At 67.1% G+C, this 17,100-nt stretch carries 14 protein-coding genes and 1 tRNA gene; 9 read left to right on the forward strand and 6 right to left on the reverse strand.

Annotated features, from left to right (window positions below):
- Positions 1–148: 148 nt before the first annotated feature.
- Positions 149–1,819 carry a lysine--tRNA ligase gene (locus JHC81_RS07245; RefSeq protein WP_292172622.1) on the reverse strand — a complete coding sequence of 557 codons (1,671 nt, stop codon included), beginning with the start codon at positions 1,817–1,819 and terminating at the stop codon, positions 149–151.
- Positions 1,820–1,870: 51 nt separating this feature from the next.
- Positions 1,871–2,272: a hypothetical protein gene (locus JHC81_RS07250; RefSeq protein WP_292172625.1), complete on the reverse strand. Its 402-nt coding sequence runs from the start codon at positions 2,270–2,272 to the stop codon at positions 1,871–1,873.
- A gap of 88 nt (positions 2,273–2,360) precedes the next feature.
- Here JHC81_RS07250 and queA point away from each other — a divergent pair, with 88 nt between their 5' ends.
- Genes queA through JHC81_RS07270 form a run of 4 tightly spaced genes read left to right on the forward strand, consistent with a single transcriptional unit; the run spans position 2,361 to position 5,342 of the window.
- On the forward strand, positions 2,361–3,422 hold the full coding sequence (gene queA / locus JHC81_RS07255) for a tRNA preQ1(34) S-adenosylmethionine ribosyltransferase-isomerase QueA (protein WP_292172627.1): 1,062 nt from the start codon (positions 2,361–2,363) through the stop codon (positions 3,420–3,422).
- Between the two features lie 34 nt (positions 3,423–3,456).
- Positions 3,457–3,924, forward strand: coding sequence for a hypothetical protein (locus JHC81_RS07260; RefSeq protein ID WP_292172630.1), 468 nt, complete (start codon positions 3,457–3,459; stop codon positions 3,922–3,924).
- Positions 3,925–5,037 carry a tRNA guanosine(34) transglycosylase Tgt gene (gene tgt / locus JHC81_RS07265; protein ID WP_292172634.1) on the forward strand — a complete coding sequence of 371 codons (1,113 nt, stop codon included), beginning with the start codon at positions 3,925–3,927 and terminating at the stop codon, positions 5,035–5,037.
- Positions 5,038–5,039: 2 nt separating this feature from the next.
- Positions 5,040–5,342 (forward strand): hypothetical protein, encoded by a 303-nt coding sequence (locus tag JHC81_RS07270; RefSeq protein WP_292172637.1) that lies wholly within the window; start codon positions 5,040–5,042, stop codon positions 5,340–5,342.
- A 22-nt stretch (positions 5,343–5,364) separates the two neighbouring features.
- On the opposite strand, the gene JHC81_RS07275 is transcribed toward JHC81_RS07270, so the two are convergent.
- Positions 5,365–5,441 (reverse strand) — tRNA-Lys (locus JHC81_RS07275).
- A 111-nt stretch (positions 5,442–5,552) separates the two neighbouring features.
- On the opposite strand from JHC81_RS07275, the gene JHC81_RS07280 reads away from it, so the two are divergent.
- The gene (locus JHC81_RS07280) at positions 5,553–6,638 is read left to right on the forward strand and encodes a CaiB/BaiF CoA-transferase family protein (RefSeq protein WP_292172640.1); all 1,086 of its coding nucleotides are present in this window, start codon (positions 5,553–5,555) and stop codon (positions 6,636–6,638) included.
- Here JHC81_RS07280 and JHC81_RS07285 read toward each other — a convergent pair.
- Positions 6,635–8,368: an ATP-binding protein gene (locus JHC81_RS07285; RefSeq protein ID WP_292172643.1), complete on the reverse strand. Its 1,734-nt coding sequence runs from the start codon at positions 8,366–8,368 to the stop codon at positions 6,635–6,637. The genes JHC81_RS07280 and JHC81_RS07285 overlap by 4 nt on opposite strands.
- A gap of 138 nt (positions 8,369–8,506) precedes the next feature.
- Between JHC81_RS07285 and JHC81_RS07290 the strand changes: the two genes are divergently transcribed.
- From JHC81_RS07290 to JHC81_RS07300, 3 genes are all read left to right on the forward strand, one after another.
- Positions 8,507–8,761, forward strand: a complete 255-nt coding sequence (locus tag JHC81_RS07290) for a hypothetical protein (RefSeq protein WP_292172646.1) — start codon at positions 8,507–8,509, stop codon at positions 8,759–8,761.
- Between the two features lie 95 nt (positions 8,762–8,856).
- Positions 8,857–10,665, forward strand: coding sequence for an autotransporter assembly complex family protein (locus tag JHC81_RS07295; protein ID WP_292172668.1), 1,809 nt, complete (start codon positions 8,857–8,859; stop codon positions 10,663–10,665).
- Positions 10,662–14,906, forward strand: a complete 4,245-nt coding sequence (locus JHC81_RS07300; RefSeq protein ID WP_292172650.1) for a translocation/assembly module TamB domain-containing protein — start codon at positions 10,662–10,664, stop codon at positions 14,904–14,906. Before JHC81_RS07295 ends, JHC81_RS07300 begins: the two co-directional genes overlap by 4 nt.
- A gap of 6 nt (positions 14,907–14,912) precedes the next feature.
- Here the strand turns inward: JHC81_RS07300 and JHC81_RS07305 are convergent, their stop codons facing one another.
- A complete protein-coding gene (locus JHC81_RS07305) occupies positions 14,913–15,443 on the reverse strand; it encodes a hypothetical protein (RefSeq protein WP_292172653.1) in 531 nt (176 codons plus the stop codon).
- A gap of 71 nt (positions 15,444–15,514) precedes the next feature.
- Positions 15,515–16,033, reverse strand: coding sequence for a hypothetical protein (locus tag JHC81_RS07310; RefSeq protein ID WP_292172655.1), 519 nt, complete (start codon positions 16,031–16,033; stop codon positions 15,515–15,517).
- A gap of 99 nt (positions 16,034–16,132) precedes the next feature.
- On the opposite strand from JHC81_RS07310, the gene JHC81_RS07315 reads away from it, so the two are divergent.
- A partial coding sequence (locus JHC81_RS07315; RefSeq protein ID WP_292172658.1) for a hydrolase occupies positions 16,133–17,100 on the forward strand: 968 nt, incomplete at its 3' end.

Consider the following 17,100-nt stretch of genomic DNA (forward strand, 5'->3'; position numbering starts at 1 on the left):
CCACATGAAGGCTCCCGGAGCTTCGCCGTTATTTTCGGTTCATGTTTGTTTAGGGTGCTAACGCTCGGCTCGCGGAGCCTCGCTGCTTGAGCGCAGGCGCAGTATGCTGTGCGTGTCGCCGACGCTTCGTGCATCGACGATTTTGTGGCTACTTCGCCAGCTCGCCGTAGGCACCGGCCTCGATCAGCTGGATCGTCTGCGGCAGGCCATAGATCGCCGCGAACGAGCCGAACCGCGGCCCTTGCGATGCCCCCAGCAGAACCTCGTACAGCGCCCCGAACCAGGCCCGCAGAGGTTCGAACGCATGCGCCTTGCCGACCGCATAGACCTCGCCCTGGATCAGCTCGCCGTCGGTTGTGTCGGCGGGCAGAGCCTTGAGCCGTTCAGCCAGGTCCAGCAGGGCCACCTTTTCCTTGTCGTCCGGCAGGCGGTAGGCCTTCGTCGGCTTCACGAAGTCCTCGTAATAGTTCAGCGCCCGCTCCATCAGCTGATCCAGCAGCGGCTCATTCTCGGGCGTCGCCTCGGGCAGATATTTGGCGAAATAGGCCCACAGCTGGGCCTTGTCCGAGGCATTCGCCACACCGACCAGATTCAGAAGCAGGCTGAACGACACCGGCGAGGTATGCGTCGGCGGATCGCCCGCATGGATCGACCAGACGGCATTGTCGATCCGCTTGGCCGGTTCCTGGGTCTTGTAGGCCTCGATCGCCGCCAGATAGTCGTCGATCGCGCGCGGGATGACGTTGAAATGCAGGCTCTTGGCCGACTTGGGCGACTGGAACATGTACCAGCTTAAGGACTCAGGCGTGCCGTAGCGCAGCCACTGTTCCATCATCAGGCCGTTGCCCTTGGACTTGGAGATTTTCTTGCCCTCGACGTCCAGGAAGAGCTCGTAATTGAAACCCTCCGGCGGCGTCCCGCCCAGGGCCCGACAGACCTTGGAGCTTTCGCGGACGCTCTCGATCAGGTCCTTGCCCGACATCTCGTAATCGACATCCAGCGCCGTCCAGCGCATGGCCCAGTCCGGCTTCCATTGCAGCTTCACATGGCCGCCGGTGACAGGCACCGTGGTCCGGCCTGCCGCGGGGTCGTCGAAGGTGATGGTGCCGGCCGCGACATCCCGCTCCAAGGTCGGCACCTGCAGAACGTGTCCGGTGGTCGGGCTGATCGGCAGGAAGGGCGAATAGGTCGCGCGCCGCTCCTCGCCCAGGGTCGGCAGCATGATCGCCTGGATGGCGTCGAACCGCGCCAGCAGAGTCAAAAGGGTCTCATCGAACCGGCCCGACCGATAGGTCTCGGTCGAGGACATGAACTCGTAGTCGAAGCCGAAGCTGTCGAGGAAGGCCCGCAGGCGGGCGTTGTTGTGGGCCCCGAAACTGTCGTGCGTTCCGAAGGGATCGCGCACGCGGGTCAGGGACAGATGCAGATCCTCACGCAGCATCTCCGGGTTCGGCACGCCTTCCGGCACCTTGCGCAGCCCGTCCATGTCGTCGCTGAAGGCGATCAGCCGCGTGGGCCAGTGATCGCCGGTCAGGGCGCGAAAGGCGTTGCGCACCATGGTCGTGCGGGCCACCTCGCCGAAGGTGCCCATGTGCGGCAGACCCGACGGGCCATAGCCAGTCTCCAGAACCACAGGCTTGCGCAACGCCTCGAACCGGGCCAGGGCCTCGTCCGCCTTGCCCGCATCGATCAGCGCCCTGGCCTCGGCGCGATCCGTCTCGGACAGCCGCTTCTTCAGCACATGCGCCAGCAGATTGCGGGCCTGTTCGAAGGGCCAGGACTTGGCGTCGGCGGCGAGGGTTTCGAGATTCTGGAGCATGGCAGGCGGTTTCGCCCGCCAAGGCCACCGGGTCAACGCATCCGGAGGCAATCAGCCTTCGGTTTGCGCCTCTGTGTTCGGCCCACGAACAGCAACACAGCGCTGCCGCGTGCCGCCATCTGCCGTCGCCTCGACGCGCGGGGCGATGGAACTGACGGTCGTCCCGTCGTCGCCATAGGTCGCCAGAAACTGACAGCCCGTCTGCAAATCGGTCAGCAGATAGATGCCAGGCTGATCGGTCGGCGTCTTCGCCAGATTGGCCGAGACCAGACCCCGCAGGGCTCCGGCCGGGTCTTCGACGGCCTGCTGAATCTGGTTTGAGCGCGCATCGATTTCGGTCGCCGTAACGCGCGCCTGAGCAGCGGTATCCTCGATCTCCTGGAGGGTCGACGTGGCCTCGTCACAGGCCGCGAGCGCAAGAGTAAGGACGGAAGCGGAGACAATGGTCATCATTTTCATGCCGCCGTTATCGCGCGTGGCCCGACACATGTCAGCGTGACGACTTGACCCCCCTTCCCGCGCATGGCTTTTGCGCCTGCTCATGAAGACCGCCGATTTCGATTTCGACCTGCCCGAGGATCGCATCGCCCTGCGTCCTGCCGATCCGCGCGATTCCGCCCGGCTGCTGGTGGTGCAGGGTGACGCGTTGACCGACCGGATCATCCGCGATCTGCCGGACCTCCTGCGCCCCGGCGATGCCCTGGTCTTCAATGACACGCGGGTGATCCCGGCCCGGCTGTCGGGCATGCGCGAACGGATCGGGCCGGAGGGCGAGACCCTGACCGTCCCGGTCGAGGCCACCCTGCATCATCGCGACGCGGCCGATGTCTGGTCCGCCTTCATGAAGCCGGGCAAGCGGATCAAGGCGGGGGATCGAATCCACTTCCAGACCCTGTCCGCCACCGTCGCCGACAAATCCGACGACGGCCTGATCACCCTGCGCTTTGACCTGTCCGGCCCGGCGCTGGACGACGCCATACGAGAGGTCGGGGTCATGCCCTTGCCCCCCTATATCGCCGCCAAACGACCCGAGGACGACCGCGACCGGTCGGACTATCAGACGGTCTTTGCCGAGCATGACGGCTCCGTCGCTGCGCCGACCGCAGGACTGCACTTCACCCCGGTCCTGCTCAATGCCATCCGCGCCAGGGGCGTCACCACCCATGCCGTCACCTTGCACGTCGGTGCGGGCACCTTTCTGCCAGTCAAAGCCGATGACCTGGCCGACCACAAGATGCACAGCGAGTGGGGCGAGGTGTCTCCAGAGACCGCCGCCGCGCTGAACGCCGTTCATGCCAACGGTGGCCGCATCGTCTGCGTCGGCACGACGTCCCTGCGCCTTCTGGAATCCGCCACGACAGAAGATGGTCAGGTCCAGCCCTTCCACGGCGACACCGCCATCTTCATCACTCCCGGCTACCGGTTCCGCGCGGTCGACGTGCTGATGACCAACTTCCACCTGCCGAAGTCGACGCTGTTCATGCTGGTCAGCGCCTTTGCAGGCACCGGAACCATGAAGGCAGCCTATGCCCATGCGGTCGACACGGGCTATCGCTTCTACTCCTATGGCGACGGATCGCTGCTGTTCCGCAGCCGGACGTGACGCGACGGTCCAAACGCGCTAACGCCTCCGGTCCATGCTGGACCTGCCCACGCCACTGACCCTTTCGCTGGAGACCGTCGCCTCCGCCGCCCCCGCCCTGCGCGATCCCTGGTGGGTCTTCGGGGGTACGGCCATGGCCCTGGCCGGGCTGGAGGGCTTGCATGTGCCCGACATCGACATTCTGACCAGCGCTCGCGACGCCCGCGTTCTGCTGGAGACCCTCGGCGGCGAGGCGGTGCCCGATCTCGGCGAGGGCGTGTTCCGCTCGCGCGTCTTCGGCCGCATCCTGACTACGCCCGTGCCGCTGGAGATCATGGCGGACATGGACATCCGCGACGGCGGCGACTGGGTGCCGGTGCAGTTCCACACCCGCCTGCCCGTGAGTTTAGGCGACGTGACCGTCTATATTCCGACCATCGAGGAACAGATCGCCATGGCCCGCCTGTTCGGCCGCCCCAAGGACCTGCAGCGCGCCGAGGCGCTGGAAAGACTGATCCGCTAGATGCCCTTCCCCTTCGAGATCGCCGCCACCGAGGGCCGCGCCCGTACCGGCGTGCTCAAGACCGCACGCGGCGACATCCGCACCCCCGCCTTCATGCCGGTCGGCACCGCCGCCACCGTCAAGGCCATGACCGTGGATCAGGTCAAGCAGACCGGGGCCGACATCCTGCTGGGCAATACCTACCATCTGATGCTGCGCCCCGGCCCCGAGCGGATGGAGCGGCTGGGCGGCCTTCACAAATTCATGGGCTGGGACAAGCCGATCCTGACCGACAGCGGCGGTTTTCAGGTCATGTCCCTGGCCGGCATTTCCAAGGTGAAGGAGGAGGCCGTGACCTTCTCCAGCCACATCGACGGCTCCAAACACGTCCTGACGCCGGAACGCTCCATCGAGATCCAGGCCGACCGCATCGGGGCCGACATCTCCATGCAGCTGGACCAATGTGTCGCCTTCCCTGCCGAGAAGGATGCCGCCCGCAAGGCCATGGAACTGTCGATCCGCTGGGGCGCACGATCCAAGGCCCGCTTCGGCACGCGCGAGACGCAAGGGTTGTTCGGCATCCAGCAGGGCTCGACCTTCGAGGACCTGCGTCGTCAGTCGTCCGAACAGCTTCAGGAGATCGGCTTCGACGGCTATGCCATCGGCGGCCTGGCCGTCGGCGAGGGTCATCAGGCGATGTGCGAGGTGCTGGACTATGCGCCCGAGATGCTGCCCGCAGACCGGCCCCGCTATCTGATGGGCGTCGGCAAGCCGATCGACCTGGTTGAGGCCGTGTATCGCGGCGTGGACATGTTCGACTGTGTTCTGCCCACACGTGCCGGTCGCCACGGCCAGGCCTGGACGTGGGATGGCCCGCTGAACCTCAAGAACGCGCGCTTTGCCGAGGATCAGGACCCGCTGGACTCCGACATCCCCTGCCCGGCGTCCAGTCAGTATTCAAAGGCCTATCTGCATCACCTGATCCGCGCGGATGAAATCCTCGGCAAGGTCCTGCTCAGCTGGCACAACATCGCCTTCTATCAGGCCCTGACGGCCGCCATGCGCGCCGCGATTTCGGAAGGCCGGTTCGAGGCCTTCCGCCGCGACTTCCACGCCCGCCACACGTCGAACTGACCATGCGTATCGAGAAGTCAGGCTTCCACGCCTACAACACCTATCTGGAAGAGCCGCCGCGCGACGAAGGCAACGAAACCGCCCTGCATCGCCACGTCATCATCATCGGCGGCGACAAGTATTCCTTCTTTGCCCACTGGTCCGGCAAGTTCGCGCACAAGGGCGAGCGGATATCCTTCGACTGGGACTGGGACAGGACGGGAGAGTTCAGAAACATCGACAAGGCGTCCTTCGAGGCCTTCGCCAAGGACGGCACGGTCCAGATCAGAGGCGATCGCAGCGACAGGCGTCGCGGCGCGCGGTAAATCCCTGCGGGCAAAAAGGTGATGGTACGTCCTCTCGGGCTCGAACCGAGGACCCTCTGATTAAAAGTCAGATGCTCTAACCAACTGAGCTAAGGACGCACATCGTCGCCGGGCGCGCTTGCGTCACCGGCGACGCGCCTTCTGGTGCATCGGCCGCGCCGGGTCAAGGGCCGGCTCGACGTTCAGCAGGCGGACGGCTACTCAAACATCATGAAACCTCTGTCCGGTCTGCGCATCCTCGAGTTCGACGGCCTGGGGCCTGTCACCTTCGCCGGCATGGTCCTGGCCGATCTGGGGGCTGAGGTCCTGCGCCTGACCCGCAGCGCATCTGCGGGTTCGGCCGTCTTCGCTGAAGTCGGAGGCGAAGTGCTGCATCGCGGCCGGGCGGCGGTGGAGGTCAATTTGAAGAACCCAGAGGACCATGCCCGCATCCTCGACCTGATCGCGGGTGCCGACGCCCTGATCGAGGGGTTCCGGCCCGGCGTGATGGAGCGGCTGGGACTGGGGCCGGATGTCTGCGCCGCGCGCAATCCACGGCTGGTGTTCGGGCGCGTGACCGGCTGGGGCCAGACCGGGCCGATGGCCGATCAGGTCGGCCACGACATCAACTACATCGCCCTGTCCGGAGCCCTCCATGCCATGGGCGAGCCGGATCGCCCGCCAAGGGCGCCGCTGAATCTGGTGGGCGACTACGGCGGCGGAGCCATGATGCTGGTCGCCGGCGTTCTGGCCGGGCTGCTGGAGGCACAGCGCACCGGTCGAGGTCGCGTGGTCGATGCCGCCATGACCGACGGCTCGGCCCTGTTGATGAGCCTGTTCTCGGCCCTGTCGTCGCGCGGGCTATGGAACGAGACGCGGGGCAGCAATCTGCTGGATGGTGGTGCCCCTTTTTACCGTTGCTACACCTGCCGCGACGGCGGTCATGTGGCAGTGGGGGCGCTGGAGCCGCGCTTCTACGCGGCCTTGATCGCGGGTCTGGGCCTGACTGCCGAGGAAGCGCCTCAGTTCGACATGGCGAACTGGCCTGCCCTGCACCAGCGATTCGAAGCCCTATTTGCTACGCGCGACCGCGACGACTGGGCCGGACATTTCGCGGGGACGGAGGCCTGCGTCACGCCGGTGCTGTCCCTGGCCGAGGCTGCTGGACACCCGCACAATGCCGCGAGAGGGACGTTTGCGGGCGAGCCGCCCCAGCCGGCGCCGGCACCCCGGTTTGGTTCGGATAGCCTCGACATTGTCACCCAGCCCCCAGCTGTGTCGCTGGACGACGCCATCAGGGGCTGGTCCGGTCCCTAAGCCGCCTCGACGACCTCGTCGGACCGCACCTGACGGCAGGCCTCGGCCAGGGTCATGGCCAGAAGGGCCGGATTGATCGGCTTGGTCAGGAAGGCGTGGACCCCCACCGCGTGCCAGGCCGCGCGATGCGTATCCATGGCATTGGCGGTCAGGGCGATGACCGGCGTCTCGCGGTTAGGGCCATCTCGACGGATGTGGCGGCTGGCCTCCAGTCCGTCCATCACCGGCATCTGCATGTCCATCAGAATGGCGTCGAAGGGTTCCTGCGCCGCCCGCTCCACCGCCTGGGCCCCGTCCTCGACCAGCGTCAGGCGACAGCCGTAAGGTTCCAGCAACAGGGCGAGGATACGCCGGTTCACCGGGTGGTCGTCTGCGGCCAGAATCGAGCGGTCGGCGAGGACGGATAGATCGACCGCGGCCTGCTGGGCCTGATCGCAAACGACCGTCACCACGGTCATGGGCAGTTGGAGCGTGAATGTCGAACCCTCGCCCTCGACGCTGGCCACGGTCAGCGACCCGCCCATGACCTCGGCCAGCTTGCGGCTGATCGACAGGCCCAGACCCGTACCACCGTAGCGCCGGGTGGTCCCCGCGTCGGCCTGTTCGAAGCTGTTGAACACATGCTCCAGCCGGTCCGCCGGAATGCCGCAACCGCTGTCAGTCACGGCCACGGTCATCACGCCGTCGATCCAGTCGACCTTGACCAGAATGTCGCCGTCACGGGTGAACTTCACCGCATTGGACATCAGATTGAAAAGGATCTGCTGGAAGCGCAGCGGGTCGGTCCGCACAGCCTGCGGCACGTCCGGCGCGATCTTCCAGGCCAGACGCACATTGTTGGCCTCGGCCCGTGGTTCCCACAGCCGCCCCAGCGCCGTCAGGCGGTCGCGCACGACCATGTCGGCGGTCTCCAGCTCCATCTTGCCCGCCTCGATCTTGGACACGTCCAGGACGTCGTTCAGCAAGCCCATCAAGACGTCGCCGGCGTCGATCAGCATATCGACATGCTCGGCCTGCCGGGTATCGAGCGGCGTCTGCTTCAGCAGATTGGCTGCGGAAATTACGGCGTTCATCGGGGTGCGGATTTCGTGGCTGACGACGGCCAGAAAGTCCGACTTGGCCGCATTGGCGACCTCGGCCTTGCCGCGTGCGTCGAGGGCGGCGTCGCGCGCCTCCTGCATCTCGCGTGTGGTGCTGGAGCTCTGGCGTACGGCGACCACCAGATGGCTCATGTAAAGCAGGCCGCCGATCGGAACGAGCAGGTCCTGCCATCGCCCGCTCTGGGCGGCCTGATAGAGGGGCAAACCCAGGAAATACAGGCCGTGGGGCACCACGGCCGAGATCAGAATCGCGCGCGCGTGATGCATGTGCAGGCTGACGTGCAGCAGACCGCCGGCGCACTGGATCATGGCGAAGATCCGCCCCGTCTCGCCGCCGTAGAACCACATATAGGCGGTCAGGCCCGCATAGACGGTCACGCCCACGAAGGTCGTCAGGCAGGAGAGGACCAGATAGGCGCGATCCGGCATCCACTCCGGGTTGCGGCGATATCGGGTGAAGACCGCCCAATCCAGCGCCTGGGTGACCAGCATGGCCGCGAACCAGATGATCGGCCAGATCGTCGGCGTCACGGTCCAGGCCGTCACTCCGATGAAGGCGGCGAGGGCGATCCGGGTCTTGAGCTCCCGGTACCGCACCTGCGCGACCTTGGCATAGGCTGTGGTCGTCATCGTTCCCTCCGAGCGAACGTTGTCACACCAAACGTGAAAGGATTGGTTTCCGTCAGTGGTGACCAAGACGATAATCGCGGCTATGGAACTGTAGCGACATCAGCACGTTCGCTGGATGAGGTCGGGGAGAAGAGCTTCGTGAAACGCCTGTTCCTAACATTTGCGCTGATCGGCGCCGGAACGCTGGCCGCCTGCGATGAGCCCGAGCCGATCCGGGAAGTCCCGACTGTCGTCGTCGAGGAGGCAGCGGAAGCGCCGGCCGCCGAAGACACTGCGGTACCTGCGACCGATCCGGCCGCCCTGCCCTCCGCGCCGCCTGTCGACACCCTGCCGCCCGAGCAGCGCTCATCAGAAGAATCCGTCCAGCCCGAGAGCGAAACGCTCTTCTACTGATCTGCCCCATCCCGGCCACGAAACGGCTGGATAGGAGGCGCCTCCCACGACCAGCCCGAGTTTTCCGTTTGAAGAGCCGCCAAGCCTTGTTCCTGATGAGTACGGCGGGCTTTCTGGCGCTGGCGACGGCCGTACAGGCTGAGCCGCGTGCTCAGATCCGTGGTGAGCTGGACGCAGAGTTGCGCGCCCAGCTGGTGCGCGCCGTCGGCGATGTGGACGAGCCGCCGTCCAACCGTTTCGAGGCCCGCCGCCGCGCCCGTGCGGCGATGGAGTCGGCCGAGGCCCTGCTGCGGTCGGAAGGCTACTACCAGCCGACGCTGGTCGATGATGTTGAAGGTGAAGAAACCCCGGTCGCCATCATCGAGGTCACGCCGGGTCCGCGTTTCCTGCTGGCCGATTACGGCCTGAACTGGACCCTGCCGCCGCCCGATCCGGCGACCGATCTGGCGGTGCGAGACGAGGTCGATCTGACGACCGGCGACCCAGGTCGCGCGGTCGATGTGCTGGCTGCCGAGGGGCGTATCGTCGCCGGGCTGACCCGCCGGGGCTATGCCGATGCCGAGGCCGGGCGTCGCCGGGTGGTGGTCAACCACGCGAACTATACGGTCACACCCAACTTCAACATCGACAGTGGGCCACTGGTCCGACTGGATGGCATTCAGCTTCGGACGCGCGGGCCGACCAACCCGGACTGGGTCGCCGGCTTGGCCCCCTGGACCGCAGGCGACGTCTATGATCCCGAACAGGTCGCCGAACTCGAGCGGCGGCTGACGGAAACCGGCGTATATGACGGCGTGGGCGTAGCCCTGTCGCCGGCGGACCAGATCCTGGCCGACGGCACGCGGCCCGTGGTCGTCACCCTGCGGGACAGACCGGCGCGGACGCTGGAAGCCGCCATTACCCTTTCGACCGCCGAGGCGATCGTCACAGCGGGCCGGGCGGGCGCGGCCCCCTCCAACACGGGCGGCTCGGCCATCGAGGGCACCTGGACCTGGTACAACCGCTTCGGTCGGGCCGACACCCTGATCTGGCAGGCGCGCCTGGCCGAGATCGACAGCCGGATCGGTGCCACGCTCAGCCTGCCGCACTGGCGCAGGCCCAGCCAGACCCTGCGTCTGGAAACGGCCGCTGTGTACGAGAATACGGAGGCCTACCGCCGGACAGCCCTGGTCCTGGCCGCCGACATCCGCCAGCGGGTCGGAAAGACCTCCTACTACAGCTATGGCGTCGGTCTGGACGGCGGTCAGTATGACGAGAACCGCTTCGACCCGTTGACCCAGGCCCCCGTCCGCCTGACCCGCGATCTGGTGATCCTGACCGGGCGCGGCAGCTTCTACTGGGATCGCTCCAACGACCCGCTGGACCCCACCAGCGGCTGGCGCGTGACGGCGTCGGCCCAGCCCACGGCGGTGGCGGGCGAGGATACGGTGCTGTTCCTGCGAACCGAGGGCGAAGTGTCGGGATACCTGCCGTTCCAGGAAGCCAAGACCGTGCTGGCCGGCCGCGTCAAACTGGGCTCCATCATCGGTGGCGAGGAGCTGACGGTGCCGGCGGACCGGCTGTTCTATTCCGGCGGCGGCGGTTCGGTGCGGGGCTATGAGTATCAGGGTGTGGGCCCTCGCCTGCCCGACAATACGCCGCGCGGAGGTCTGAGCCTGTTCGAAACCTCGCTGGAAGTCCGCCGCAAGGTTTTCGGCAGCTTCCAGGGCGTGGCCTTCGTCGATGCGGGCGCGGTGGGTTTCGACGAAACGCCCGATTTCAGTGCCATGCGCTATGCCGCCGGCGTCGGCGTGCGATATCTGCTGCCCTTCGGTCCGATCCGCGCCGACATCGCCATTCCGCTGGACAAGCGTGAAGGCGATCCCAGCTTCCAGGTCTATGTCAGTCTGGGTCAGGCGTTTTGACCGACGCCTCGCCCCCCACAGACGCGCCCGAAGACAAGCCCGAGACGCCAGCCGTCAAGGAAAAGCGCAAGCGCACGCGCCTGCAGGCCCTCGCCTTCTTCGGCGGCATCGGTTTCGCCATCCTGCTGGGCCTGCTGGTGGTCGGTCTGGTCGGCGGGCGGATGTATCTGCTGTCGGGGCCCGGTCGCGAACTGGTCACCAGCTTCGTCGAGGGCAAGCGCATCGGCAACTACGGCGAAATCCGCGTGGAGGGTGTCGAGGGCGATCTGTTCGACGACTTCACCATCCGGCGCGTCACCATCACCGATGCCCAGGGCGTCTGGCTGGAGGCCCGCAAGGTCCGCGTGGACTGGAGCTTCTGGCCCCTGGTCGCGCGGCGATTCCACGCGACCAATATCGAGGCCGAGGTCGTCCGCCTGATCCGCCGGCCCGAGGTCGAGGCCTCGACCAATCCGCCGGGCCAGCAGCCCATCTCCGTCGATATCGACCGGTTCGCGGCCAATATCGAACTGCTGGAGGGCTTCAGCCAGGAATATGGCCGGTGGAAGCTGGACGGCGCCTTGGGCCTGCCCCGCGTCGGCGACAAGACCGCCACGATCAACGCCTTCAGCAACACCCGCCCCGGAGACTTCCTGCGGCTGAGCGGCAAGATGGGCGACGAACTGGCCGACATCCGCCTGAACGTTCAGGCCAATGAGTCCCAGGGCGGGCCGCTGGCCGGGGCTCTGGGCTATTCGCCGGACCAGCCGTTCAACGCCGTCGGCATCGTCAATGGCGAAGTCGTCAATGTGGTGGTGCGCACCGGCACCTTCACGCCCCTGACCATCCGCGGCACCTATGGCAAGGACCAGACGCGGATCGCCGGCTACGCCGACTTCTCCGGCTCGGACCTGCTACAGCCCTTCGTGGAGCGGGTTGGCCGGACGGCGCGGTTCGGCCTGGTGGTGCGCCCCGACCACGACAACGACGGCCTGCAAGGCGTCGGCTGGCGGCTGGTGTCCGAGAACCTGAACTCGACAGCATCGGGCATGATGCGCAAGGCGGATCGCAGCACGCCCGAGGGCATACGAATAGAGGTGGCGACGCCGTCCCTGACCCGCCTGGCCGGAACACCCGTGGCGGGACCCGCCGCCTATACCGCCGTCTTCAAGGGCGATGGCGCGGCCTGGACCCTTGATGGGTCGGTCGATCTGCTGAACGCCAATCTTTCCAGCTATCAGGCCCGCCGCATCGCCGGCCCTCTCAACATCCGCTCCAGCAAAGGCCGGTTCGATGCAGACGGCGACATCCGTGCCGCCGGGGGCTCGACCGCCGGTATCGTCGGCGGTCTGCTGGGACCGCAGCCCCGGGTGCAGTTCCAGGCCGCGCGCCTGCCCGATGGAGCCATCCTGCTGCAGCGGATCGAGGCCGACGGTCAGGGCTTGAAGGTCACGGGCTCGGGCGGACGCAACCTGCTGGGTGGGCTCAGCTTCCGCGGCAATGCGACCATCACCGACGCCTCGCTCATTCAGCCCGGCACGCGCGGATCGTTCGGCGGGCCGATCACCGCCTCCATGCGCCGCACCGGCGCACCCTGGAGCCTGACCTTCGACGGGCGCGGACGCGGCCTGTTCACCGGCCAGGAGGAACTGGATCGCCTTCTGGGTCGCACACCTCGTCTGCAACTGACCGGCGGCCTGGACGGCGGTCGCATCTCCATCCAGCGCGCAGCCCTGACGGGGGCCCAGGCCAGTGCCAATGCGCGCGGCCTGATCGAGGGCAACGGCCAGCTGCGGCTCGCACTCGACTGGAACGCCCGTGGCCCATTCGGCGTCGGCCCGGTCGCCATTGACGGAGCCATGACCGGTGACGGGGCCCTGACCGGCACTCTGGCCGAGCCGCGTGCGGACCTGAAGGCGCGGTTTGACCGCATCGCCGCCGGGCCTCTGGACCTGACCCAGGCCAATCTGGCGCTGACGTTCCGCAAGGGCGCCGACGCTTCGGATGGCAGCATCGCCATCACGGCCCAGTCCAACTATGGCCCCGCCCGCGCCAGCGGAAACTTCTATCTGGGTGGCCCGCAGATTCGGTTGACTAATGTCGATCTGGATGCCGGCGGCGTGACGGCACAGGGTGCCATCGCCCTGTCCAACAATCTGCCGTCCAGCGCGGACCTGGCCTTCACCGCCCGGCCCGGAGCCTTCCTCGCGTCCGGCACCGCCGAGGGGCGCGTTCGCCTGACCGAGGGCGCGGGCAACGACACCGCCATCGTCGATGTCACCGGGGCCAACATCCGCCTGGCGGGTCAGTCCTGGGTTCTGCGTCGCATCGACCTGAACGGACGCGGCACGCTGGAGCGTCTGCCCTTCATCGTCGTGGCCGATGTCGGCGGCGGCACGCCCGCCGCCTTCAACGGCACCGGCGTCTATTCCCGCCAGGGCACGGCCCAGACCATCGTGCTGAACGGCTCGGGCAGTGCGCGCGAGATCGACTTCACCACCCGCAATCCCGCCGTCTTCGCCCTGTCCGGCGACGGCCAGGTGGCGCGCGTGGACCTGAATGTCGGCGGCGGTGTGCTGACGGGCGAGATGCGCCGGGATTCCCGCGCCGCCGTGATCGAGGCCAATCTGACCAGCGTGGAGCTGGGCTCCCTGTCGCCCGACCTGCGCGGTCGCGTCACCGGACGCCTATCCCTGCGCGGCGCGGGCGACGACCTGTCCGGCTCGGCCAATGTGGCGCTGGAGAATATCCGCAGCATCGACGCCCCGCGCGGCCTGGCCGTCGACGGCACGGTCAACGCCATGCTGGTCAACAACACCCTGCGCATCCAGGCCGATGCCCGCGACAACGGGGCTGTGTCCGCCACCGCCGACGTGACCCTGCCGGTCGAGGCCTCGGCGGCCCCCCTGCGCCTCGCCATTGCCCGCACCCGGCCGATGAGCGGCACGGTGGCGATCCAGGGTCAGGTCCAGCCCATCTGGGACCTGTTCCTGGGCGGAGAACGCTCGCTGTCGGGTCAGGTGAACGCCAATGCCACCCTGGCCGGCACGCTCAATGCGCCGCGCATCAATGGTCGGCTCGACGTGCAGCAAGGGGCCTTCCGCGACAATGGCACGGGCCTGCGTCTGGCTGGCCTGACCCTGGCCAGCCGTTTCGACGACACCACCGCCCTGGTCGAGACCTTCACGGCCAACGATGGATCGGGCGGCACGGTGTCGGGCAGCGGCCGCATCGGCCTGCGCCAAGGCTCGGGCTCCAACTTCGAACTGGCCCTGACCCGCTTCCGCATCATCGACAACGATATCGCCGAGGCGCGCGCTTCCGGTCCGCTGACGGTGGTGCGCGGGGCCGATGGAAACATCCAGCTGACCGGCCAGATCGACATCGACGAGGCCCGCATCGAGGCCAATCCGCCCGGCTCCAACGGCATCGTCCGTATGGATGTCGTCGAGATCAACAAGCCCGGCGGCAATGCCGAGGAGATCGATACCGCCGACCGGCCCAGAGGCCCCCAGATCGGACTGGACATCGCCATCCGCTCGCCCGGCGGCGATGTGAACGTGGTCGGACGCGGTCTGAACGTCGAGATGAACGTCAACGCCCGCGTGCGCGGAACCATTGCCCAGCCTCAGTTGTCCGGCACGGCTCGTGTCGTGCGCGGCGACTACGACTTCGCCGGCAAGCGCTTCATCTTCGATCCGCGCGGCACGGTCAGTCTGTCGACCAATCCCGAGCAAATTCGCCTGAACCTGTCGGCGACGCGAGAGGATCCGGCCATTACCGCCACCATCCGCGTCACGGGCACGGCGGCGCGGCCTGAGATCAGCCTGACCTCCAACCCGGCCCTGCCCCAAGACGAAATCCTGTCCCAGGTGCTGTTCGGACGTTCGGCCTCGCAGCTGTCAGGGTTCGAGGCGGCACAGCTGGCGGCCGGTGTGGCGTCGCTGGCGGGCGGCGGCGGCTTCGATGTGATCGGGAACCTGCGCGAACTGGCCGGTCTGGACCGGCTGTCGTTCGGCGGCGAGGCGTCGGGCCTGACCATCGCAGGCGGGCGCTATCTGACCGACGATCTGTATCTGGAAGTGATCGGCGGCGGCGACAATGGCGCGGCGGTCAATCTGGAATGGCAGGTGCGCCGCAATCTGACGGTCAGCACCAAGTTCGGCGGTGAAGGCGCCAGTCTGTCGATCCGCTGGCGCCGCCAGACCCGGCAGCCTGGCACCGGTCCAGAGGACCGGCGCCAGAACCGTCAAGGTCGCTAGGTCAGATCAGTAGGCGGCCTGTTCGGCCTTGTTCATCTTGTTCAGCGCATTCGCGCCGCGGATGCCCGCGATATGCAGGACCAGTTCCACGACCAGAACGACGAGGCCCAGAACCGTGAACCACATCGGATTCGCACCGGCGACATCCTCATTGACCATGGTCAGACCCAGCAGGGTCGAGCCGATGCCATAGACCACCAGCACGGTGAACAGGATCGGGATCACGATGTTCGGCTTGAACCACTGGACCAGACCCAGCACCAGTTGAATGATGACGATGAAGATGCCGGTGCCAATGGCCGCCCCGGTCATCAATCCCGCCATGCCGGACATGCCGGCTGCGTCGGGGTTCTGGGCCGCGGCGTCGGCCAGGGCGGCCTCCATGACGGCGGAGCCAGCCGTCGCCAGATAGATCACGCCGACGATGCCCCAGGCTACACCGATGAAGATGGCGATGGCGCTGGCGCGTGCTGCGGCGATGGCTTCCGGTCGGGTGTTGATCGGGGCCGTCGGGTTCATTGAAGAAATCAGACTCATTCTTGCCTCCCAGGTAATGAGGCCCCGACCCTAGCCCGGCTTTGATGACAGGTGAAAGCGCCGTTTGCGGCTCAGCCTGCCCCCAGTTTGCGCAGTTCGGCCAGGCGACCGGCTCCGCGGATCGCCGTCGCATGCAGGATCGCCGCTCCCGTCATGGCGATCAGCGTCAGCAGGATCACCCCTATCGGCTGGCCGCTCGTCTCCTGCCCGCCCGCTGCATAGACCAGAGCGAGGGCGGCCGTGCCCAGCGCCCAGACCACCAGCATCAGGAAGATCAGGGGCAGCAGACTGGTCGGTTTGCGCCAATGGACCACGGCCAGAACCAGTTGCAGCACCACCAGCACACCGGTGACCGCCAGGCCGATCTGTGTGGCCGTCTGCATCTGTTCGACGCTCTCGGGACGCCGGGTCATCTGATCGACGGTCAGGCGGGTGGCCTCGGCCCCTGCCGTCGCCGTATACCATGCCAGCACGGCATCCCGAGCGGCCCCCAGCACCATGCCGATGGAGCTGGCCCGCGCGGCCGACAGGGCCTCGGCCTCGGTCTTCAGCTCGGCCGTCGGGCCAAGAGTCCGGATCCAGTCATTCATGCGGCACGCTCCCCTGACCGCCAGCCTAGCCCGTGACGCCGCCAATAGAAACCGCCGCCAGCCTTCACCTTTGGACATCGCGCGTCTAGGGTCCGCGCCATGCGGATTCTGCCGACAGATCAGGGCGTGCTCGACCATGTCGCAGCGCGCGGCCAAGCCATTGTCCAGCGGGCCGTCGACTGGTCCAACCTGAACTCCGGCAGTCGAAACGCCGCCGGGCTGGAGGCCGTCCTTGTGCGGCTGGAGGCAGAGGCGCGCTCGCTCGACGCGACGTGCGAACGCATCGCCACCACCCCCTCGACCAGCATCGGCGACGACGGCGCGGTGCAGCAGGAGGCCCATGCCGACGCCCTGAAGATCACCCAGCGGCCCGACGCCCCGATCCAGGTCGTCCTGACCGGCCATTACGACACCGTCTTCCCCGCCGAGAGCGCGTTCCAGACCGTGACCACCCGTCCCGACGGCGCCCTGAACGGCCCCGGCATCGCGGACATGAAGGGTGGCATCTCGGTCATGTTGGCGGCGCTGGAGGCGTTCGAGACCCATCCGGACAGGGCCAATGTCGGCTGGACCGTGCTGTTGTCCCCGGACGAGGAGATCGGCTCGCCCGCCTCTGCCCCCTTGCTGGCCGAACTGGGCGCGCGCGGGCATGTCGGAATGACCTATGAGCCCGCCTTGGCTGACGGCACGCTGGCCGGGGCGCGCAAGGGCAGCGGCAACTACCACCTGATCGTCACCGGCAAGGCCGCCCATGCGGGTCGCGCCTTCCACGAGGGGGCCAATGCCGTGGCCGGGGCCGCCATCATCGCCGCTCGCCTGCATGCCCTGAACGGCCAGCGCGAGGGCGTCACCGTCAATGTCGCGAAGATCAGCGGCGGCAGCGCGCTGAATGTCGTGGCCGACAACGCCGTCGTCCGCTTCAACGTGCGCGTGCCGGACGCCCAGGCCTCGGCCTGGATATCGGAGACGGTACAGCAGATTGCGACCGAGCCGCCTTTCCCCGGCCTGACTCTGGACCTGCACGGCGGCATGACCCGCGCGCCCAAGCCGATGGACGCCAGCCAGAC

Origin of the sequence: Brevundimonas sp., assembly GCF_016463295.1 — a bacterium.
Taxonomy (GTDB): Bacteria; Pseudomonadota; Alphaproteobacteria; order Caulobacterales; family Caulobacteraceae; genus Brevundimonas.